Annotated in this window: 19 protein-coding genes; 15 read left to right on the top strand and 4 right to left on the bottom strand. The window is 58.4% G+C overall.

Annotated features, from left to right (window positions below):
- Positions 1-162: 162 nt before the first annotated feature.
- Entirely contained in the window at positions 163-3189 is a 3027-nt protein-coding gene (locus HMPREF9162_RS02325; RefSeq protein ID WP_009752649.1) for an efflux RND transporter permease subunit, read from the bottom strand.
- Positions 3186-4238 carry an efflux RND transporter periplasmic adaptor subunit gene (locus HMPREF9162_RS02330; protein ID WP_009752578.1) on the bottom strand — a complete coding sequence of 351 codons (1053 nt, stop codon included), beginning with the start codon at positions 4236-4238 and terminating at the stop codon, positions 3186-3188. The genes HMPREF9162_RS02325 and HMPREF9162_RS02330 overlap by 4 nt, the downstream gene beginning before the upstream one ends.
- A 183-nt stretch (positions 4239-4421) precedes the next feature.
- On the opposite strand from HMPREF9162_RS02330, the gene HMPREF9162_RS02335 reads away from it, so the two are divergent.
- Together HMPREF9162_RS02335 and HMPREF9162_RS02340 are read left to right on the top strand one after the other, a co-directional pair.
- On the top strand, positions 4422-5117 hold the full coding sequence (locus tag HMPREF9162_RS02335) for a class I SAM-dependent methyltransferase (RefSeq protein WP_009438302.1): 696 nt from the start codon (positions 4422-4424) through the stop codon (positions 5115-5117).
- 25 nt (positions 5118-5142) lie between these two features.
- Positions 5143-5619 (top strand): DUF3887 domain-containing protein, encoded by a 477-nt coding sequence (locus tag HMPREF9162_RS02340; protein ID WP_009752728.1) that lies wholly within the window; start codon positions 5143-5145, stop codon positions 5617-5619.
- A 253-nt stretch (positions 5620-5872) separates the two neighbouring features.
- Here HMPREF9162_RS02340 and HMPREF9162_RS02345 read toward each other — a convergent pair whose 3' ends face one another.
- Together HMPREF9162_RS02345 and HMPREF9162_RS02350 are read right to left on the bottom strand one after the other, a co-directional pair.
- Positions 5873-6892 (bottom strand): hypothetical protein, encoded by a 1020-nt coding sequence (locus tag HMPREF9162_RS02345; protein ID WP_009752598.1) that lies wholly within the window; start codon positions 6890-6892, stop codon positions 5873-5875.
- Positions 6893-6907: 15 nt separating this feature from the next.
- Positions 6908-7324, bottom strand: coding sequence for a hypothetical protein (locus HMPREF9162_RS02350; RefSeq protein WP_009752571.1), 417 nt, complete (start codon positions 7322-7324; stop codon positions 6908-6910).
- A 198-nt stretch (positions 7325-7522) separates the two neighbouring features.
- Here HMPREF9162_RS02350 and HMPREF9162_RS02355 point away from each other — a divergent pair, with 198 nt between their 5' ends.
- The 13 genes from HMPREF9162_RS02355 to HMPREF9162_RS02415 all read left to right on the top strand — a co-directional run bounded on the left by HMPREF9162_RS02355 (position 7523) and on the right by HMPREF9162_RS02415 (position 21369).
- Positions 7523-9049 carry an organic solvent tolerance protein OstA gene (locus HMPREF9162_RS02355; protein ID WP_009658713.1) on the top strand — a complete coding sequence of 509 codons (1527 nt, stop codon included), beginning with the start codon at positions 7523-7525 and terminating at the stop codon, positions 9047-9049.
- A gap of 64 nt (positions 9050-9113) precedes the next feature.
- Positions 9114-9578, top strand: coding sequence for a D-glycero-beta-D-manno-heptose 1-phosphate adenylyltransferase (gene rfaE2 / locus HMPREF9162_RS02360; RefSeq protein ID WP_009752573.1), 465 nt, complete (start codon positions 9114-9116; stop codon positions 9576-9578).
- Positions 9575-10600 carry a lipopolysaccharide heptosyltransferase I gene (gene waaC / locus HMPREF9162_RS02365; protein WP_009752609.1) on the top strand — a complete coding sequence of 342 codons (1026 nt, stop codon included), beginning with the start codon at positions 9575-9577 and terminating at the stop codon, positions 10598-10600. Before rfaE2 ends, waaC begins: the two co-directional genes overlap by 4 nt.
- A 22-nt stretch (positions 10601-10622) precedes the next feature.
- Positions 10623-11366: a glycosyltransferase family 2 protein gene (locus tag HMPREF9162_RS02370; RefSeq protein ID WP_009752745.1), complete on the top strand. Its 744-nt coding sequence runs from the start codon at positions 10623-10625 to the stop codon at positions 11364-11366.
- A 6-nt stretch (positions 11367-11372) separates the two neighbouring features.
- A complete protein-coding gene (locus HMPREF9162_RS02375) occupies positions 11373-12554 on the top strand; it encodes a glycosyltransferase family 9 protein (protein WP_009752638.1) in 1182 nt (393 codons plus the stop codon).
- A gap of 75 nt (positions 12555-12629) precedes the next feature.
- Positions 12630-13925 (top strand): aspartate aminotransferase family protein, encoded by a 1296-nt coding sequence (locus tag HMPREF9162_RS02380; RefSeq protein ID WP_009438277.1) that lies wholly within the window; start codon positions 12630-12632, stop codon positions 13923-13925.
- A 125-nt stretch (positions 13926-14050) separates the two neighbouring features.
- The gene (locus tag HMPREF9162_RS02385) at positions 14051-14503 is read left to right on the top strand and encodes a GNAT family N-acetyltransferase (protein ID WP_009438239.1); all 453 of its coding nucleotides are present in this window, start codon (positions 14051-14053) and stop codon (positions 14501-14503) included.
- A 55-nt stretch (positions 14504-14558) separates the two neighbouring features.
- Positions 14559-16301, top strand: coding sequence for an RNA-binding domain-containing protein (locus HMPREF9162_RS02390; protein ID WP_009752630.1), 1743 nt, complete (start codon positions 14559-14561; stop codon positions 16299-16301).
- Positions 16302-16509: 208 nt separating this feature from the next.
- Positions 16510-17508: a D-glycero-beta-D-manno-heptose-7-phosphate kinase gene (gene rfaE1, locus HMPREF9162_RS02395; protein ID WP_009752665.1), complete on the top strand. Its 999-nt coding sequence runs from the start codon at positions 16510-16512 to the stop codon at positions 17506-17508.
- Complete coding sequence (gene rfaD / locus HMPREF9162_RS02400; protein WP_009752628.1) at positions 17505-18479, top strand: ADP-glyceromanno-heptose 6-epimerase; 975 nt, start codon at positions 17505-17507, stop codon at positions 18477-18479. Before rfaE1 ends, rfaD begins: the two co-directional genes overlap by 4 nt.
- Positions 18466-18972, top strand: a complete 507-nt coding sequence (locus HMPREF9162_RS02405; protein WP_009752563.1) for a D-glycero-beta-D-manno-heptose 1,7-bisphosphate 7-phosphatase — start codon at positions 18466-18468, stop codon at positions 18970-18972. Before rfaD ends, HMPREF9162_RS02405 begins: the two co-directional genes overlap by 14 nt.
- Before the next feature lie 158 nt (positions 18973-19130).
- Positions 19131-20195: an O-antigen ligase family protein gene (locus HMPREF9162_RS02410; protein ID WP_139057075.1), complete on the top strand. Its 1065-nt coding sequence runs from the start codon at positions 19131-19133 to the stop codon at positions 20193-20195.
- 52 nt (positions 20196-20247) lie between these two features.
- The gene (locus HMPREF9162_RS02415) at positions 20248-21369 is read left to right on the top strand and encodes a hypothetical protein (RefSeq protein ID WP_009752546.1); all 1122 of its coding nucleotides are present in this window, start codon (positions 20248-20250) and stop codon (positions 21367-21369) included.
- Positions 21370-21372 lie beyond the last annotated feature (3 nt).

The raw sequence follows: 21372 nt of genomic DNA on the forward strand, positions 1-21372 counted from the left end.
GGGCGGTGCGGCACAGGATCCTTTATCATTAGTCGTAACGCGCACACCGTTTGCGCAGCGACAAGAATATGCCCCCGAACCGATAAATCCGAGCCGCACATAGAATAGACGTTAAAAAGCTATCGCATGAATTTTCTATGCGATAGCTTTTTCTTGTTCTCTTCACTTCACGCGATACGCCACGGCATACATCACGGGGAGTACCAGCAGTGTCAGCACGGTGGCGACGATGAGTCCGCCCGCGATGGCGACTGCCATAGGCCCCCAGAAGATGCTGCGCATGAGGGGCAGCATGCCGAGGATGGCGGCGGCTGCGGTGAGCATGATGGGGCGGAATCGCAGAACAGCGGAGTCGATGATGGCGTCCATGGGCTGCTCGCCCGCGTCCTCATGCTTTTTGATCTGATCGATGAGGATGACGGAGTTGCGGATGATCATGCCAAAGAGCGCGAGAATGCCGAGATACGCGACGAAGCCGACGGCGGAGTCCGTGAGCAGCATCGCGAGCACGACGCCGATGAGCCCGAGCGGTGCGGTGAGGATGGTCAGCGTCATCTTGCCCATGCTGCCGACCTGTATCATGAGGAGCGTCATGATGATGAAAATCATGGCGGGTACGGGCTTTACGAGGTAGCTCATGGAGTCCGCGGAGTCCGCGAGCGCGCCCGCCGTCTCGATCGTCGTTCCCGCGGGGAGATTGTCGCGCAGCTCCTTTGTCGCGGCGAAAATGCGGCGCGCGGCGTCGTTGCCCTCGCCCTGCGTGACCTCCGCCTGTACGAGGATGGACGGGCGCAGGTTGAGGCGCTTGATGAATCCATCTTCCGCCTCGTAGGAAATATGCGCAATCTGCGCGAGCGGGATGTACCCGCCGGACGTGGCGACGGGGAGCTCCCCGAGCCGCTCGATATTCGTCCGATCTGGCTCTGCAAGCCGCAGAGCGATGCCGATCGTGCGGTCGCCCGTGTAGAACTCCGCCGCCTGCGCGCCCGAGAGCTCGGTGTAGAGCATCTGCTTGACCGTCTTGGCACTGATGCCGAGCCGTTTCAGCTTCTCCTTGTCAAAGTCGATGCGGACGGCCTTCGTTTTCTCCGTCCAGTCGAGGTGTACGTTCGCCGTGGCGGCATCGGCGCTTGCGATCGCGGCGACCTCTTCGGCGACGTGGCGCGCCTCGTCTGCGGTCGGCGCGGAGACGCGCAGCATGACGGGGAAGTCGGCGGGCGGCCCCGTCTGGATGTACTGCGTTGTGACGCGCACGCCCGAGAGCTCGTCATGGCGTGCGTCTCCGATCAGCGCGGCAAGCTGCTCGCGCTCCGCTGTGCCCTTCGCCGTGATGACGAACTGCGCCGTGTTGTCGGCGTCCGCCTTCGGATCGACGGTGAGGACGAACCGCGGCGTAGACCTGCCGACGTAGTACGCGTAGTTTTCGATTTTGTCCATATGCGCGTCGAGGAGCGCCGCAAGCCGATCCGACTCTGCCTGCGTCGCCTGCATGGACGCGCCTGCGGGCAGCGTCAGACGGACGAGCAGTTCGGGGCGCAGCGACGGCGGGAAAAAGGTCTGCTTGATATGCGGAAAAGCAACGAGAGATGCGGCGAATACGAGTACCGTCCCGACGAGCACGATGGCGCGATGCGCGAGAAAGGTCGTCAACACGCGGCGAAAGAGCCGGTAGAAGCGGCTTTGGTACGGATCGTGCGCGGTCTCTTCACTTTTGACACGGATGAGGTAGTACCCGAGCAGCGGCGCGACCATGACGGAGACGATCCAACTGAGGACGAGCGCGATACCGATGACGGGGAAGAGCGCGGCACAAAACTCGCTCGCGAGCCCCTTGGCAAACGCGACGGGGATGAACCCCGCGCAGGTGATGAGCGTACCCGTGAGCATCGGCTTTGCGGTCTGGGTAAAGGCGTAGCACGCGGCTTCGAAGCGATCCATGCCGCGCTCAAGCTGCACACTCATCATCTCGACGGCGATGATGGCGTCGTCCACGAGCAGACCGAGCGCGATGATGAGCGCGCCGAGTGAGACCTTGTGCAGGTCGATGCCGAGGATATACATCGCGACGAACGTGCCCGCGAGGACGAGCGGGATGCAGCACGCGACGACGAGCCCCGTGCGCAGTCCGAGCGAGAGGAAGCTGACGGCGAGCACGATGACGACGGCGAGCAGCAGCGTCTCGACGAAATCGTCAATGGAGTTCTGCACGACGGCGGGCTGGTTTGAGACCTCGCTGAGCTGTGCACCGAGCGGAAGGTTTGCACGGATCTCTGCGGTGAGTGCCGAGAGATTTTGCCCGAGTTCGAGGATATTGCCGCCGTCCGCCATGGAGACAGCAATACCGACGGCAGGGGCGCCGTCGTAGAACATCTTCGGATCGGCAGGCTCGATGTCGCGCCGCTCGACCTTTGCGATATCGCCGAGACGAAAGACGCGCCCGTTCGCGGCGATGGGCAGCGCGCGGATATCCTCGACGTTTTCAAAGACGCCCGAGGCGCGCAGATACACATTGTCCGTCTCCGTCTCGATGCGCCCCGCCGTCATCATCGCATCCTGTCCCGCCAGAGCGTCCGTGATGACCTGCGGGCTGATGCCGAGCTGCGCGAGGCGGTCGAGCGCGATCTCGACGTAGACGCGCTCGCGCTGGACGCCGATGAGGACGACCTTTTGCACGCTCGGCACGGCGAGGATGCGGCGGCGGGCGTCCTCCGCCATGGCGCGCAGCTCCTCATAGGAGTAGTCTGCGCCCGTGACGGCGTAGATCGAGCCGTACACGTCGTCGAATCGGTCGTTGTAGTAGGGACCGAGCACGCCGTCCGGCAGATCCCGTTTGACATCTTCGCCGAAGTTATGCACGTCGCGCCACGTCGGGCGAATCTGCGCCTTGTCCACCTCGGGGCGCAGCTCCAGATAGATGACGGTCTGCCCGGGGCGCGTCTCGCTCTTGATCTGCTTCATCCCCGGGACGTCTTGGAAACGGCGCTCGAGTTTGTCCGTAACCTGTTCCTGCATCTCCTCGGCGGTTGCACCCGGCCATGCGGCGGAGACGACCATCTGGCGGATGGTGAACGCGGGATCCTCCATGCGCCCGAGTGACCGGTACGCGAAGACGCCGCCGACGGCGAAGACGATGATGAAATACCAAACGAGAGAGCGGTGGCGCAGCGAGAGTTCGGTGAGATTCCTCATTGCGTGCGCACCTTCTCTCCCTCGTGCAGTTGGTGAACGCCTGCCGTCACGATGACAGCGCCCGCGGGGAGTCCCGTAACGACCGCGTCGTTATCGCGGAATGCCGTGACCGTGACCGGTTGGAGATGTACCGCGCCGTCCTCGACGATGTAGACACCTGTGGTATCGCCCGTTTGGTACAGGGCGGAAAGGGGGAGTACCGCGCCTGCCGCCTCCGCAGAGGAAAGGCGCACATGCGCCGTCATGCCGAGCGGAAGTTCCGCGGGGGCGTCTCTCAGTGCGATGCGCGCGGCGTAGGTGCCCGTCGCGGCATCGGCGACGGGGGCGATCTCGCGCACGGTGCCCGTATAGGCAATATCGTCTGCCCAGAGCGTCACGGCGGCGGGCATACCGACCGAGACATCCGATAGTCGGCTCTCCGGAACGGCGATCTCGATCTCGCGCGCGCCCTCCTGCGTGAGCGTCATGACCGTCTGCCCCGCGGCGACGACTTGACCCTCCTCGACCGTGATATTCGATATGACACCGTCCGCACCTGCAACGAGGTGTGTGTAGCCGAGCGCGTTGCTCGCCTCTGTGCTCTGCGCCGCCGCCTGACGATAGGCAGCTTCGGCGGCGTCTGCCTGTGCGCGGTACTGATCGAGCGCTGCCGCCGAGATCGCCTGTGCGGCGTAGAGCTCCTCATAGCGCGCGAGATTCGTGCGCGCGAGCTGCATCTGTGCGCGCGCCGAGGCAACGCCCGCATCCGCGGCGTTCGCCTTTTGCTGTACGTCGCGCGCGTCGATGACCATGAGCACATCGCCCGCGCGGACACGCGTCCCGACGTTCACGTTGCGCGAGAGAATCTGTCCGCCGACCTGAAAGGCGAGCTTTGTCTCGTATCGTCCGCGCACCGTGCCGGCATAGCCCGTGTCGCCTGTAGAAGAGGCATCGCCGACCGTGACCGTTCGCACGAGGGGAGGCGGCATTTCCTTTTCGGCGGTCGTGCCGCAGCCCGCCGCGGCAATCGCTGCTGCGAGAATAAGTACCGTATAGAAGTGCTGCTGCATATTCGTCTCCCTTCATCGATCTGTCAAGCGGTTCATCACATGTCCATCGGGTTCGAGGCTGTACGGAGAAAATAGAGTATATGCGAATTCTACCACCGAATCAGAACGCTGTCCATATCGTGAAGATTTGAACAGCTGCTGTATTTATGGTACAATAACGAAATCGATAGGAGAAAGGATTTCATGATGGACGAGGAACAGCGGCGGTATGAAAAGATCCGCGGGGCGTACCGATCGGTTGGGCGGCTTGCGAATCTGTACGACGGCATGATGACGTACAGTACATGGTCGGGGAAATTCGTCTCACGGCTCGTGTGGGGGCTCGACCGCGCGGGCGTTGCGCGCTATGTGGGGCTCGCGCTGCGCGCGGCGCACGAGGGCTTTGCGGGGCGGCTGCTCGAGGTGCCGGTCGGGACGGGCTGTCTCTCGCTCCCCGTCTACGCGGAACTCCCGGACGCCGACATCACTTGTCTCGACTACTCGCCCGCGATGCTCGCAGCGGCGCGGGCGCGGGCGGATGCGCTCGGTGTGCGCAACGTCGCTTTCGTCGAGGGGGATGTCGGACAGCTGACGTTCGAGGATGATTTCTTCGATGCGGCAGTATCCATCAACGGCTTTCACGCGTTCCCGGACAAGGAGAGCGCATGGGCGGAGGTGCACCGCGTACTGCGTCCGGGCGGGCGGCTGACAGGCTCGGTGTTCATCCTGGGGAAGAACCCGCGGACGACGTTTGTCGTCACGCAGCTCTATCAGCGCATGGGATTTTTCACGCCGCCGTATGACACGGAGGAGAGTCTTACGATGCGTCTGCAAAAGCTCTACCGCGAGGTCTCCGTGGAGTGTGTGGAGTCGCTGGCATGTTTTTCTTGTGTGAAGTAAAATGTTTGGTTCAAAGGAGTAGATGATGATGAAATTTCGTCGTATCGTATGTGCGCTCTGCATGGGGCTGATGCTCGGCGGTACCGTTGCCGCACCTGCGGCGTTCGCCGAAGAAGCGCCGGCGGAACAGCAGCAGGCTGCACCCGAGGTTGTGCAGATGTCCATCGAGGAGAGCGGTGTCTTTACCGTGGCGAAGCTCGAGGAACAGATGAAGTCGACAATTGACCTCTTTGAAAAGGGCGACATTGCGGCGCTGCAGGCGAGCGCAACCGACCAGATGCGTTCGGGACTCACGGAGCAGCTCGTGAATGAGGCAAAAGCAGAGTTCGCGCCGAAATGGGGGGCGCGTGTGGCGTTCGGCAAGCCGTATATGGTTGCGCTGCGTCAAGGGGACGAGGTTATTGCGATCGGTGAGATCGCAGTCGGGTACAAGGCGACGGCGGTCGTCTATCGTCTCACTTATGACCGGAATATGAAGCTCGCGGGATTCTTTGTGAAGTAATTGCCGAACGGTGTGCGCACTGGCTGATCAAGTGTCATAAGCGAGGGCGTGGACGCTGTGTCCGCTATAAATAATCAGATACAGTAAAACGGGACTGCTGCATTTTGGGCAGCAGTCCCGTTTTTATGGAGATTTGTGTGTTGTGCCGCCTCGATAGGGGCGGCGCTGCCTTACTCTTGAATTCTTTGCAGCGGGGCAGCGTGTTCAAGGGCTAAGAAGATGGACGCTGCGGATGAAAATCCTATGCTGCACCTTATGTCGCGTCATCATAGACGCTGTCGTCATACCCCGCCGCATCATCTGCCGACGTACCCGACTGCGTCGATGCAGGCGCTTGGAACGAGGCGGCGCTGTCATAGGTGGTCTGTACACCGTAGAGCGTCGTCTCGCCCTTTGTCTGGATGTAGAATTCTGTTCCTGCGGGGAGGTCGACGTTTTTGCCGCGGACAAAAGCGCCCGCAACGATTCCGATGGGACCGAGCACAGCCATGCCCGCGAGCGATGCGCCTGCTGCCATCGCCAGATGCTGCATTTCCTTTTTCGCCTCTTCGCCGATGTAGGTTGTCACATAGGTGCCGTCGAGCGCCTTTGTGTTGTTAAAGTCAATTTCGACCTGTGCGTTGCGCCCGAAATTGCGCGACTGGCGCACCTTTGTCACCGTGCCCTCGCCGCGCGAACCTTTCGTAAAGACGAGTGCATCGTTGACGAATACGTCGTCCGCGACCTGGTACTCGATCGTGTCGCCAACCTTGAGATTCTTTGCATTGACGGGCGTGACGAGCGAAACTTTGATGAGCGTATTCGCCGGGACGGTCACGGGGACGACGGGAATATCCTTCGCGCCGAACGAAGCGGTGCTGAGTGCAGAGATACGTTTCTTGAATGTGCCGTCGCCCGTTTTCCCGAGGAGTGACATCTCCATCTCGCCGATGCGTTCCTGTACGGAGCGCATACTCGTCTCATGGCTGATGTTCCACTCGATCGCGTTGAGATCCATCAATACGGACGGTACGGTGCCGGTCGTATAGATTTCCTCGTAGAGCGCGTCGATGCGCGCCATCAGGCTGCCCGAGCGGTGTTTGCCGTCGTAGTCGCGCTCGAGCCGGTTGATGCGGTCGATGAGTGCGCCCGTCTGTTCCTTGCCGTAGGTATCCTGCTCGATGAGCGCCAGTTTGGACTGTACCGCGTTCGGCGGTTCCGCCGCAAATGCCGTGCCCACAGACGTGAGTACGAGCACAAAGGTCAGCATGAGTGCGCAGATTTTTTCTCGCATGGATAGATCATCCTCCTACTTTGCCGTTTGCTTTTTTGCCGTCAGAAATTCCTCAATGAAGTCTACGATGCTCCGCATCGGCGAGCTCGCCGTATAGGGCTGCGGTATGTCCGTGCCTGGGACGGTGCGCAGGACTTCTTTCGTGTCGTAAATCTCCACCTGCGTGGAAAAAATGCGGTAGGTACTCTGCGTGCGGTCAAAACGCATCCGATAGAGATAGCGCCGATTTTCCGCCGCCTTCACGACAGCAACGACGGCGTCGCGCTCCGCCTCCGACACGCGCACGATGGAGAGCGTATCCACATAGTAGCCGGTGTCGCCGTCCGCATCGACGAACTGCATATCCTCTGCCGCCGCGCAGTGACCGAGTCCCATGAGGAACACGAGAGCGGCGAGCAGGAGTCCGCGCACACTGTACCGCCGCATCCGCATCAACGCCTCCTTTGGGGGAATCCCCGATCCCACATTCGCTTTCATATCCGTTCCATTATAGAGGAAATCGCATAGCGCGTCAAATTTATCTTATCTGTGTACGGCGCCGCACTGCATCCCCCTTTTTGGTTGCGAAAATTCCGTTTATGATGTAGTATAGACGTGCAATTATTTTTGAAAAGACAGGAGAATGCGCCCATGACCACAGCCTTGCAAAAGCGTATCTTACTCGCGCTCACCGCCGCCTGTACATTATTTCCGCAGGCGGTCGAGGCGGCGTACAGTGCGGACGGCGAGACGGGGATGCAGCATTTGGACTTCATCGAGAACCGCCGCCGCGAAGCGCGTGCGAATGCACTCACGCCGGAGCAGGAGAAACTGCTCGCGGATGTCGAGGCGATGCGGAAATATCTGAGGCATCCTGTGGATGCTGCGCAGCCTTCGCCGATCGCCTTTGAGGGCGACGATCTCACCTACGATCAGAGTACGGGCGCGTTCACGGCGAAGGGGCATGTCGATATTGTGCAGCTCGCGGCGCGGCGGTTCCAAGGGGACTATGTGGAGGGGAATACAACCTCCGGAGACGTCTCTATTCCCGACCGCGCACATCTGCTCCAGCTCACCGAGGGCGCGGCGCGCGTTACGCTCGACGGCTATCACATCAACTACAATTATCAAAAGCGCACGGGGACGATGGACGAGGCGGCGGGCAAGGTCGGCGCCTACTATATGACCGGGAAGCGGTTTGAGTTTTACCCCGATAAAATTGTGGTCTACGACGGCACACAGACGAAGTGCAGCGCCCAGCATCCCGACTATCATTTGAGTGCGGACGTGGCAGAGCTGTATCCAGGGGATCGGCTCGTGCTCACAAATGTGAAGTTTTGGCTGAAGAATAAAGTGATCTTCACAAAGAAACGCCATGAGGTGGACGTTTCGCATCCCATACAGAGAAATTTCCCGCGCGCGGGTTATGACAGCGACGACGGGGCGTGGGTGGAACAGACCTTTGAACAGACCGTTGCGCCGCGCGTGACGGCGGCGGTGAACCTCCACGTGACGACGAATCGAGGGTGGCGCACGCACTACGATCTCGGTTGGGAGAATGGGGGCGCGCGTGCACTCCTGACCTACGGCAACTATGAGGATAGTGACAGCGAGTGGATCAAAAAGGAACCTTCGCTCATTCTTGGTTATGGACAGCGCATCGGGAAGTCACCGATTCACTACAGCCTCAGTTCCGAGTACGGGCGCTGGTACGGCAGCGGCATCCACAGCAATCACTGGGTCTACGGCATCTCCGTTGCGCACGATACGATACCCTTTCACGGATTTGAGCTTGATCTTGCGGCGGGATATTCCATCACGCGCGAAAGCTACGATCATTCGCGTGTGCAGGGCATGAACGCGAGCGCGTTCCTTACAAAGGAGTTTAACGATCGCCTCGCTGCGTATGTCGGCTATCTTTATACCAAGAACACAAAGCAGAATGCGCTTTTTGCCTACGGTCAAGAGGACTATTCAAAGGTCTGGCAGGTCGGCATGAGCCTGCGGATTGATAAGCGCAACCGTATTGCCATCGGCGGTAAATATGCACAGGAGCCGCGGACGTGGACGGATGTCGATTACTACTGGTTCCATGACCTGCACTGTTCGCAGATCATTCTGCGTTGGCGGTCGAAGCAGAATTCGCTTAAAATTAAATGGGAGTTCACGCCGTGGTAAAAGACGCTGCGGGACTATGTGCCGCAGCGTCGTGCACTGCCGCGCGCAGAGAGGAGAGGTTGCCATGCTGATGCCGCGGGACGAGGTGCGCGCATATGCCGCGGCGCTGCGCGCGGCGGGGCAGCGCGTTGTCTTTACCAACGGCTGTTTTGACATCCTCCACGCGGGGCATGTGCGCTACCTCGCGGCGGCGCGGGCGTGCGGCGACTACCTGATCCTTGGACTCAACAGTGACGCGTCCGTGCGTCGGCTGAAGGGGGAGACGCGCCCTGTCAACGATGAGCATGACCGCGCGGAGGTGGTCGGCGCGCTGAAATCTGTGGACGCGGTTGTGATCTTTGGCGAGGATACGGCGGAGGAACTCATCGCCGAGGTGCGCCCCGACGTCTATGTCAAGGGCGGCGATTATACGCGCGAGACCCTGCCCGAGGCACGCATCGTCGAGCGCTGCGGCGGTGCGGTCGCGTTCATCCCACTCGTCGCCGGGAAATCCACAACGAATATCATCCGGCGGATGCAGGAATCGTGAACAGCGTCCTCATCGTCAAACTCAGCGCGATCGGGGACGTCGTTCATGCGCTCCCCACGGCATACGCGATCAAGGAAACGTATCCCGCGGCGCACATCACATGGGTCGTCGAGCCGCCCGCATACGATATTGTCCGTATGTGCTCCTCGGTGGACGAGGTGATTGTCTTTCCGAAAAAGGAGCTGCGGACACGGGCAGGCTTTCGGCGCGGCTTTCCTGTGTTTCGCCGGCTTCTTCGGGCGCGCAGGTACGATGCGGCGCTCGATCTGCAGGGGCTGTTTAAGTCGGCGGCGATCGCTTTTTTTGTGCGCGCAAAGAAAAAGATCGGCACAGGCTTTATGCGCGAGGGGGCGTGGCTCGTCTCGCGCCCCGTGCGGGGGGCGCACATCGGCGGGCACATCGTCGATCAGAATCTCGACGTCGCGCGCGCCCTTGGCTGTGCCGTGCGCGAGATTCGCTTCCCCCTGCAGATCCCGGCGGATGCCGTGCGTTCTGCGGCGGAAAAGCGCACGGCGGTCTGCGGCGGCGATCGTCCCTATGCCGCGTTGATCGTCGGGGCAAGCCGGGCGAATAAGATATGGGGGGCGGCGCATTTCGCGCGTCTGGCGGGACTCCTCCGCACGGCGGGCATCACGCCGCTCCTCGTGGGGGGCGGCGCGGCGGACGAGCGGCGTGCCGCAGAGATCGCCGCAGCGGCAGAGGAAGCCCCGCCGTCCCTCGTCGGCAGGACGACGTTCCCCGAGCTTGCCGCGCTCCTGCGCGGCGCGCGCGTTGTGGTCGGCGGCGATACGGGTCCCACGCACCTCGCGGATGCGGTCGGTGCGCCGACGCTCATGCTCATGGGCTCGTGGCCGCCGGCGCGCAACGGGCTCTACCGGCAGAGAGAGAACGTCATCGAGATCGACCGCCCCTGCCGGCACTGCATGAAGCGCATTTGCCCGCTCGGGCTCGACTGCCTTGACGTGATTACGCCGGAGCAGGTGATGGCGCGGGCGATGCCGCTCATTTCCGGCGATGCATGACCGAACCGGCAAGGAGGATTTTGTGAAAATCGCGGTGATTATTCTCACGCACAATGAGGAAGCCCATATCGGCGCGTGCATCCGGAGCGCGGCGTTCGCCGATGAGATCCTCGTGATTGACGATGAGAGCGAGGACAGGACGCGCGAGATCGCGGCGCAGGCGGGGGCGCGCGTCATTTCCCGGCCGCTCGTGGGGGACTTTGCCGCACAGCGCAACTTTGCGCTCACGGAGACGACGGCGGATTGGGTTCTATATTTGGATGCGGACGAGCGCGTCAGCCCTGCGGCGGGGGAGGAAATGCGCCGTATCGCAGAGGAAAGCCCCAAGTTTGCCTATGAGATCAAGCGGGTCAATATCGCCTTTGGGCAGAAAATGCGCTACGGCGGACATCGCCCCGATCTGTGCCTGCGGTTTTTCCCGCGCGATGCCGTGCGCTGGGAGGGGCTTGTCCATGAGCGCGCCTGCACGGAGCTGCCCGTTCGGCGGCTTGCGGGCGAGCTTTACCACTATACATATACGAGCTGGGATCGCTATTTTCAAAAATTCAACCAATATACGACACTGATGGCACAGCGTCAACATGCGGCGGGCAAGACCTGCTCGTTTGCAAAAGTGTTGTTCGATCCGCCGTTTGCGTTCTTTCGGTTTTACATCCTGCAGGGCGGCATTCTCGAAGGGCGGCTCGGTTTTGTCCTTGCCGCGTTCCACGCGTTTTACACGATGGCAAAATATGTGAAGCTGTATTATATGCAGGCAAAGGACTGAGGGCGCATGTACGAAAACATCCTCGTCATCAACCTCATGCACCTCGGCGACCTCATGCTCATGACGCCCGTCCTGCGTACGCTCCGGCACAACTACCCCGCCGCGCACATCACACTCCTCGCCGACCTCCTGCTCGCCGACATCGTGCGCGAGAACCCGCATGTCGATCGCTGTCTCTTCATCGATAAAAAAGGGAAGGACGACAGCTTCCTCGGCATCCTCCGCTTTGCGATGAAGCTGCGGAAAGAAAAATACGATCTCGTCGTCAATCTCCACCGCAACGAACGCGCCTCGGCGCTCGCCGCACTCTCGGGCGGGCGGCGCATCGTCGGCTATGCAAAGCCGGGCTTTGCCCTCGCATTTGACACCGTAAGCCCCGATCAAAATAAGATCATGCACGAGATCCACTCTCACTATGTAGCGCTGCGCGATGCGGGCGTCATCGGCACGATCGACGACGCGGGGCTCGAGATGTGGGTGCCGACCACAGCGGAGGAAGAGGCGGCGCGCCTGTGGGCGGCGGAGTTTGCCCCCGGGGATCGGGTCGTCGCGCTCAATATCGGTGCGAGCTGGCGGACGAAACGCTGGGAGTCCGGCTATTTTGCCGCCGTCGCCGATAGTTATCTCACGCGCGGCTATCACGTCGCCATGATGGGCGGCCCCATGGACGTCGAGATGGTAGACGCCTGTGTTGCGCAGATGCAGGAGCGGGCGCATCCGCATCTGCATATCTTTACCGGGAAAGTAAAGCTCGGCACGCTCGCGGGGCTTCTGCGGCGGTGCGCCCTCTTCATCACGACGGACTCGGGTCCCATGCACGTCGGTGTCGCGATGAACGTCCCCGTCCTGTGCATGTTCGGCGCGTCGCCCATCCCGGGGTTCTACCCCTACGACGCAAAGAGCATCTCCGTGCGCGCCCCCGTCCCGTGCCACCCGTGCCGCATCCACGAATGCCCGCTCACAGGCGACGAGCACATGATGTGCATGAAGCGGATGCCGCCCGAGCTGATTTTAACCTACGCCGACAAGCTCCTCGCCGAGACCGGCGGACGCCCCGCCTATGAACTTCCACGCCCCACGCAGTTTGAAACGCGCGTCGCCGAGATGCAGGCGGACGGGCGCTTTGCCCTCTCCCCGCCCGGGGCGGCGGGACGCGTCGTCACATCATCCCTGCCGCAGAGCAGATAACCGTTGCCTAGATAAAGAAGGCTTTTCAAAAAGCCTCGGAAAAGATGAAGCAAAACAAAGGAGTCACTACAGTATATGAGCGCAATTCTAAACCGCAAACTTGACCGATCCAACGAGCTTTGGGCAGAGGCGCAGGACACGATCCTCTCGGGCTGCCAGCTCTACAGCAAGGGGACGGAGACGCACATCAAGGGTGTTTCGCCGATCTATATTGATCACGGCAAGGACGCGCACGTCTGGGACGTAGACGGCACGGAGTACATCGATTACGACATGGGCATGGGTCCCGTCCTGCTCGGCTATCAATACAAGGCTGTCGACGATGCGGTCGTCGCGCAGCTGCGCCGCGGTATGGGCTACTCGCTCGTCGCGCCCGAGGAGGTCGAATATGCGCGGCTTTGCGTAAAGCATATCCCGAGCGCGGGCAAGGTACGCTTCCTCAAGACAGGTTCCGGTGCGACGGAGGCGGCGGTGCGCATCGCGCGCGCCTACACCGGGCGGCGGCACGTCCTGCGCGGCAAATACCACGGCTGGCACGAATGGACGACGGCGGCGGAGCACGACCGGCAGGGCGGCGTCCTCCCGGAGTCGCACAGCTATATCCATAAATTTGACTACAACGACCTTGAACAGGTGCGGGACTATTTCAAAGCATATCCGGACGACATCGCCGCGGTCATCACCGAAGCCGTCGAACACGAGGCGCCGCAGGAGCATTATCTCGAAGATTTGAAAACGCTCTGCCATGAACACGGCGCGCTGCTCATCTTTGACGAGATCGTGAACGGCTTCCACTTCGGCATCGGCGGCGCGCAGGCGTATTTCGGCGTGATGCCCGATCTCTCCACATTTGGCAAGGCGATGGCGAACGGAATGCCGCTTGCGATGGTCGCGGGACGCAAAGACATCATGGAGGACGTCGATCCGAAGGTGTTCATCTCGACGACGTTCGGCGGCGAGTGCCTTTCCCTCGCGGCGGGCATCGCCGTGATGAAGGAACTGGAGTCCGGTGAGGTGACGAAGGCGATTTGGGCGAAGGGGAAGTACCTCCAAGATAATTTCCGCAAACTCGCCAAGGACATCGGCGTGCCGATCGACCTCATCGGCTACCCGTGCCGTATGAATTTTGACTACACGGATTACGAGGGGCGGCGCGACTGGCTCTATAACTCCATATTTATGCAGGAGAGCGTCAAGCGCGGCGTGCTGCTCGGATGGAACGTGTTCCCGTGCTACACGCATACGCAGGAGGATCTGGATTTCTCGCTCAACGTGTTCGAAGACGCGATGAAGGTCTACCGCACGGCACTGAAGAGCGGGCATCCCGAGACCTACATGGAGGGGACGCCGCTCAAGATCGTCCTCGGCTAAAAATTTTTCAACAATAAATGCACCTGAAAAGAGCGCAGCTATATAACGAGCTGCGCTTTTGTGGTATAATAAAGAGACGATTTGCAAAGTTTATACGAAATCGAATGCTCCAATAGCGAAGGGCGGTGAAGACGATCGATACACTTTTTTTGCGGGAGGCAACCATGGCGGATGCCGCGCTCTTGTTTCAATGGCGTAACGATGGAACGTCACGGGAAATTCACAGCAAAAAGCTCGATGCGTCGACGCATTTGCTGTGGGTGGAGGAGACGCTGCGTGATCCGGGCGCAAAGCTGTTCATCCTCATGCGGGGGGAGACCCCCATCGGGCGCATCCGCGTCAACCAAAGGGACGAGGGATTCGTCATCTCGTGCAGCATCGCCGCCGAATACCGTCGGCACGGCTATGGCGCGCGCATGGTCGCACTGCTCGAAGAGCATATGCGCACCCGTCATCCGCGCAGCGTCCTCGTCGCCTATGTGGAAAAGAAGAACGAAGCGTCGCGCCGCACATTCGAACGTCTCGGCTATCAATGCATGGAGGAATACGAGTCCTATCGGTATACGAAGCAGCTCTGATGTGTTCATGCGGGGCAAAGTTACGAGAGCCGAGGGAAAATGAGGTGAACGGTACATGCGGAATGTGGAAGATCTCCTGCGCTATGGAGAAAGCTTGACACTCGAGTATAAAAAAGCGGAGCGCGGTCTTCCTCGGTCTATATGGGAGACCTATTCGGCGTTTGCCAACACGCGCGGCGGGACAATTGTGCTCGGCGTAGAGGAACAGCTTGACGCACCAATCGGGGAACGCGCATATCACATTTGCGGCGTGCAGAATCCGGACAAGCTGATTGCTGATTTTTGGAATACGATCAACAGCAATAAGGTCAGTGTGAATATCCTTGTTGATGCGGACGTGACGACACAGGCGGTCAACGGGAAAACTCTTGTCTGTATTGACGTCCCGCAGGCGACGTATCTGCAGCGCCCCGTGTACCTCAATGAGAATGTACTCAAAAATACCTTTAAGCGCGGGTACGAGGGTGACTATCACTGCACCGAGGAAGAAATCAAGGCGATGCTCCGCGATGCGAGTGATGCAGGGAATGACGGTACACTCTTAGTCGGTTATACGATGGATGACATCGACCTTGATACGCTGACTGCGTATCGTATGGAGTTTGATATACGCAATCCCGGGCATGTTTGGAGCCCCTTATCCCATCGTGATTTTTTAATGAATCTTGGCGGCTATACGGTGGAGCGCCCTTCCGGGCGTGAGGGGCTGACGACGGCGGGGCTTCTTATGTTTGGAAAAGGTCTGCCAATCCGCGAGCGATTTGACCATATCCGCATGGACTATATCGACGAGACAAACCGACTGCCGGGAAGCCGGTGGAGTGATCGGCTGACCTACGACGGCACATGGGAAAATAATCTATATAATTTTCTCAAGCGTGTCATTCCAAAGTTGACGGGGGATATTAAACGCCCGTTCCGCTTGGAGGGGATTGTACGCATCGACGATACGGCGGTACATCGCGCCGTCCGTGAGGCGTTTGTCAATCTAATCATCCACAGCGACTATTTGATCTCCGGCGTGCTCAAAATTATCAAGAAGGATCACAGCTTTTATTTTTCGAACCCGGGGAATCTGAAACTCCCAATCGATATGATTTATAGCGGCGGACACTCGGCAACACGGAACCCACGGATGCAGACGATGCTTCGTATGATCGGTCTGGGGGATAATATCGGCTCGGGATTCCCTACGATTTTGTCGGCATGGGGCGAGGAAAACTGGCGCAAGCCGGATCTCAGTGATAATCTTGACGTTCATATTGTGGAGCTGAAGCTTTGGACGATCTCGGCGATGCCGCAGGAGTGTACGGATTATTTGTACCAACTTTTTGGGGCGGCATATGGGCGCCTTTCGTCGCATGAGCAGATTATCCTGGCGACAGCCTATTTGGAGGATGAGGTCAGTAACACGCAGCTGCAATCGCTGCTCGATCTCCATCCGACCGACATCGGGAAGGTGTTGTATGGGCTGACCAAACGGGAAATGCTGCGTATGAATCATAAAGGGCGGTGGACGACCTATCGTCTAAACACCGAGTACCAATGCACGGAGACGATGCCGGAATCTGAAATTACCGTGTCCGAAGCGCTTGGTCTCAATCCCACAGATCGGCTGATCTATGAGTATCTGTGTGAGAATGAGCTTATTACAACCAAACAGATCAAAGAGATTACACGGATCAAGTCAGGTGTAGGTGCCTTGATCGCTGTGAGGAGATTGATGAAAAAGGATTTGATTGAAAAAATGCGTAGGGGCGGTTTGTGTACTATCGGCGCAAGAAGTAAGCGTCCATAAGTTAGGGTATTGCGCTAAAAAGTTAGGATATTGCGCTAAAAAGTTAGGGTATTGCGCTAAAAAAGTTAGGGTATTGCGCTAAAAAGTTGGGGTATCGGCACTTTGTAGGCGGTTGCACATTGCGTGAGGCTTGCAGTCCGGCGAAAGTTTCGGTACAATATACAATAATAGGACGAACACCCGAATCAGTGGAGATAGGAGCGGTTTCATGGACATGACCAAAATTCGCGCTGTCGTTGCGGAAAAGAGCGTGCGTAGCAACATTCTCGTTGTCGGCGATGTCATGCTGGATAAATATTATTCCGGCGAGGTCACGCGCATCTCGCCCGAGGCGCCCGTGCCGATCACGCATGTGACGGGGACGCGCGAGACGCTCGGCGGCGCGGCAAACGTGGCGCACAACATCGCGCTTCTCGGCGCGCACGTCAGCATCGCGGGCTTTGTCGGCGACGATGTGCACTGCAGGACGCTGCTCGAGAAATTCACCGCGCGCGGCATCGACTACACAGGACTTGTCCGGACGAACCGTCCGACGACGACGAAGATTCGCGTCATCGGCGGACATCAGCAGATGTTGCGCCTTGATTTCGAGGACGCCAGTGCAGTGGACGGCGACTACATGAAGCAGTACCTTTCCTATATCGACGGTAAGCTGAACGAGAGCATGGACTGCGTGATCATCTCGGACTACGGCAAAGGCTCGTGCACCGAATTTGCGGCGCAGCATATCATCCGTGCCGCACACGATCACGGCGTTCCCGTCATCATCGATCCGAAGGGGACGCAGTGGGCGAAATATAAGGATGCCGACTACATCACGCCAAATCTGAAGGAAATCAACGAGGTGCTCCTCGAACCCATTGCGAACGAGGACTTTGACGTGGAAAAAGCGGCGCGTTACGTCATGCGCAAATTCAGCATTCGCAACCTCATTCTCACGCGATCGGAGAAAGGACTTTCCATTGTCCACGGCGACGAGGTTGCCCACATCCCGACGCACGCGCAGGAGGTGTTCGACGTATCGGGCGCGGGCGATACCGTGATTGCGGTCTTTGGACTCGCGCTTGCGGGCGGACTCAAGCCCGCGGACGGCGCATATCTCGCGAATCTCGCGGCGAGCGTCGTCGTTTCGAAGGTCGGCACGTATGCGGTCAGCAGAGAAGAGCTCCTCGCTGTGCTCGACCGTGAGGAAGGAGTGACGGCATGATCATCGTTACCGGCGGTGCCGGATTCATCGGCAGCAATCTCGTCCACGAGCTCAATCGGCGCGGACATACGGACATCCTCATCGTGGACGACCTGAAGGACGGCGAGAACTACAAGAACCTGCGCGGACTGCATTTCATCGACTATCGGCACAAGGACGACTTCCTCCGGCTCATTGAGGACGGTGAGTTCGACGGGACGGACATCGACGCCATCTTCCACGAGGGCGCGTGCTCGGACACGATGGAGTACGACGTCAACTACATGATGAAGGTCAACTACGCGTACTCTAAGGCGCTCCTCCACTTTGCCATGGCGGCACGCATCCCGTTCCTTTACGCCTCCTCAGCCTCGACTTACGGCGGGGGAAAGCACGGATTCACTGAGGGGGACGTGTGCGAGGATGCGCTCAATCCCTATGCGTATTCAAAACTCGCGTTTGACCGCTATGTGCGGCAGGTGATCCCCGAGGCGCGCAGTCAGATCGTCGGGCTGAAATACTTCAACGTCTACGGACCGCAGGAGCATCATAAAGGGAAAATGGCGTCGATTTTCTACCAGCTCTACAATCAGATCAAGGAGACGGGCGAAGCGCACCTTTTCCGTGGGACGGACGGTCTCCCGGATGGCGAGCAGAAGCGCGACTTCGTCTATGTGAAGGACGTCGTGCGCGTCAACCTTTGGTTCTGGGAAAACGGCGGCGAGAGCGGTGTCTACAACTGCGGCACGGGGACGGCGCACACCTACAACGAAGCGGCGCGTGCCGTCATCGACGCCCTCGGCACGGGAACGATCGCCTATCGTGACTTCCCCGAGGTACTGCACGGCAAATATCAGAACTACACGCAGGCGGACACAACCTCGCTCCTCACCGCGGGCTACGACGGCGGATTTACTCCTATGGAGACGGCGGTGCGGGAGTACTGCGCGTTCCTCGATGCGGGCGGATATTTCTCCTATGCCGAAGAATAAGGCGATCTTTTTCGACCGTGACGGCACGCTCAACGTCGATGTGGACTATCTCCACGATCCCGCGGACTTCGTGTGGACGGAGGGCGCGATCGATGCCGTGCGCTGGGCGAATACGCACGGCTATCTCGCGATCGTCGTCACGAATCAGAGCGGCGTCGCGCGCGGCTACTTCCCCGAGAACGACGTCACGCGCCTGCACGATTGGATGAATGCGGAGCTGCAAAAGTGCGGCGCGCACATCGACGCGTTCTACTATTGTCCGCATCATCCTGCGGCAAAGATTCCCGCCTACCGGCAGGACTGTGACTGCCGCAAACCTGCGCCGGGGCTTCTCCTGCGCGCCCTGCGCGAGCACGACATCGACCCCGCCGCCTCCCTCATGATCGGCGACGCCCCGCGCGATATTACCTGCGCCGAGCAGGCGGGCGTCCGCGGCGTCCTCTATACGGGCGGAGATTTGTGCGCGGCGGTACGAGGGGCGATCAATACTTGAATTCATAGAGAGCTGAAATGAGAGTGAGAGGGTTGTCTCTGAATCTGTCTGTGGAACGCGTTCATCAATGGGCTTTTTATTTGCTTTGTGGCTTTGGATTATGCAGTAATATCTCAATTGCAGGTGCCAATATATTCCTTGGAACACTCGTCGCTGTGTTGCTCTTGCGGCTATGGATCAAGCACGATGATTGGCAGGATGCGCTGCCTGACGGCTGGATGAGAGTATCGCTGCTCATTCTCATGGGAGCGATTATCTTATCATCGCTTTTTTCGAGCGATATATCGAAGAGTCTGAGGACGTTTGGCGACTACTATGGTTATCGCATGTTGGGGCTCTATGCCGTCCTTCTCATGATTCGAGAGAAGAGGCAGCTCGCAATCATTGCTGTGTGTGTCGCCATATCATTTGCGGTCAATGATTTGGCTGTGATATATCAAGGAATATTCCAAGGGAATTTTAGAGCGTCCGGATTCTCCATCTACATGTCGGTGGGCGGATTTCTATCGATGCTCCTTCCGTCCCTTATATTGCTGCTGCTGAGCGGGCAAATGGATGAAAAATATCGTATTCCGGCGCGTATACTGCTCCTTCTCGGGTGCATCGCACTTCTTTATAATGGAACACGCGGAGCGTGGCTTGCAGTACCGATCGTGACGTTTTTATGCTGCGGGCTTTTGATGAAGCAGAAGAAGCGATTCGTTGCGGCCGCCGTCCTTGTCTGCATCCTTTTTGGGGGAATCTTTGCATCTGTGCCGATACTTTCCTCGCGGCTTGAAAGTATTGGTGATATGAATCTGCAGAGCAACGCAGAGCGGATTCGTCTATGGACGAGCGCCTATCATATGTTTGAGGATCACCCTGCTCTTGGGGTAGGCTTTGCGCAGTTCAAATCGGAATATCAAGGCGGCTATATTCTTCCCGAAGCAAAGGAACGTGAACTTACACATGCGCACAGCAATGTGATGCATATGCTTGCAGAGTGTGGGGCTGTCGGGTTTTTGGCGCTGCTCTTCTTTTGGGGCACATGGATTCTCCAAAGTGTTCGCATATGGAGCACAACGCACGAGATCGCGGCGCTTATTGTCGCGGCGGTGGTAATGGGGCTGATTCTGCAAGGGCTGACAGAGTACAATATGGGCAACTCTGCCGTAATGAAACTGCACTGGCTGCTGCTCGGGCTGTGCCTGCAGTGGGGGCGGATAGGGCAAAAATCTCTGTGAGATGAAGGTCGTACAAACAGTTGTTACAGTATACTAAAGAGGTGGCGCCAACGTGAAGATTGCTATTTTGGAGACAGTCAAAGCGGATGGTGGATTTGAACTCGAATTTGACCATATCATCATAGAGGCACTGCGTGCAGAAGGGCATGAGCCTATTTTATTTGTGCCGCCGGAAACGGATCTGGGACGAGATCTTCATGCTCCTATCAAATATTTGACCGGCGGAAAGATTGTCAGCTATGACGGCGTACATGGCATAAAGAAAGTATGGAGGTCACTTCAAAGGGAATACCGTCGCGTCAAATGGTTCGATGCCATGATGCAGGCGATACGGGAGAATGAGATCGATACGGTTCTTATCACAACCGCAACATACCGTTATTTGCGTGCGCTGCGTCGGAGCAGTCTGAAAGACAGCCCTGTTCCCGTCCGGTTTATATTTTTGGGCGTGAACCCACAGGAAAAGCCCAACTTCATAAAGGCGGCGTCTTCGTGTTTGCCGTATAAAAATATTCGGCTCTATGTCACGACATTGCGGGATGATTTTCGCGGGATACTGCCTGCGAATACGCGGCTCATTCCCCCGCCGGTTATGGCGCCGCCGGAAATGTCCGGGACGAGCGAGGGGGATGTGCTCAAGATCGGATTTTTTGGACACTACCGTCGCGGCGAGAAAAAGTTGGAATGGTTTCTTCGCCTTGCAGAAGAGAATGACTTTGCACGACCGGTGCAGATGATCCTCCAAATTGCGCCGACGGATGTACGGGATCGGGAAGAGGTCGATACCATTGTTCAGAAGTATGGGCATTTATCTCATGTGACGCTGATTACTGAAAAACTAATTGAAGAGGAATGGTATCGGGCGATTGCCGGTGTGGACGTAGTTTTCCTGCCTTATACGGCGAAACGCTACCTCTATAACTGGAGCGCGCTTTACTTTACCGCGATTGGCTTCCGGAAACCCGTCATTACGACCCCCGTGCTCAATCCCGAGGTGCTGGAAGCATTTGAGATAGGCAAGGCTATTTCTATGGATACATTTGAAGAATTTCGCCGGGGAATGCGGGATTTCGTTGACACGTTTGACCGGAAAAAAGAAATTTATCGATCCAACCTTTTGAAAGCATCGGATAAGTACAGCAAGCAAAATTTTATTCGACACATATTGCAATAATGG

It is taken from the genome of Selenomonas sp. oral taxon 137 str. F0430, from assembly GCF_000183625.1.
In the GTDB taxonomy this organism is placed as follows: domain Bacteria; phylum Bacillota; class Negativicutes; order Selenomonadales; family Selenomonadaceae; genus Centipeda; species Centipeda artemidis.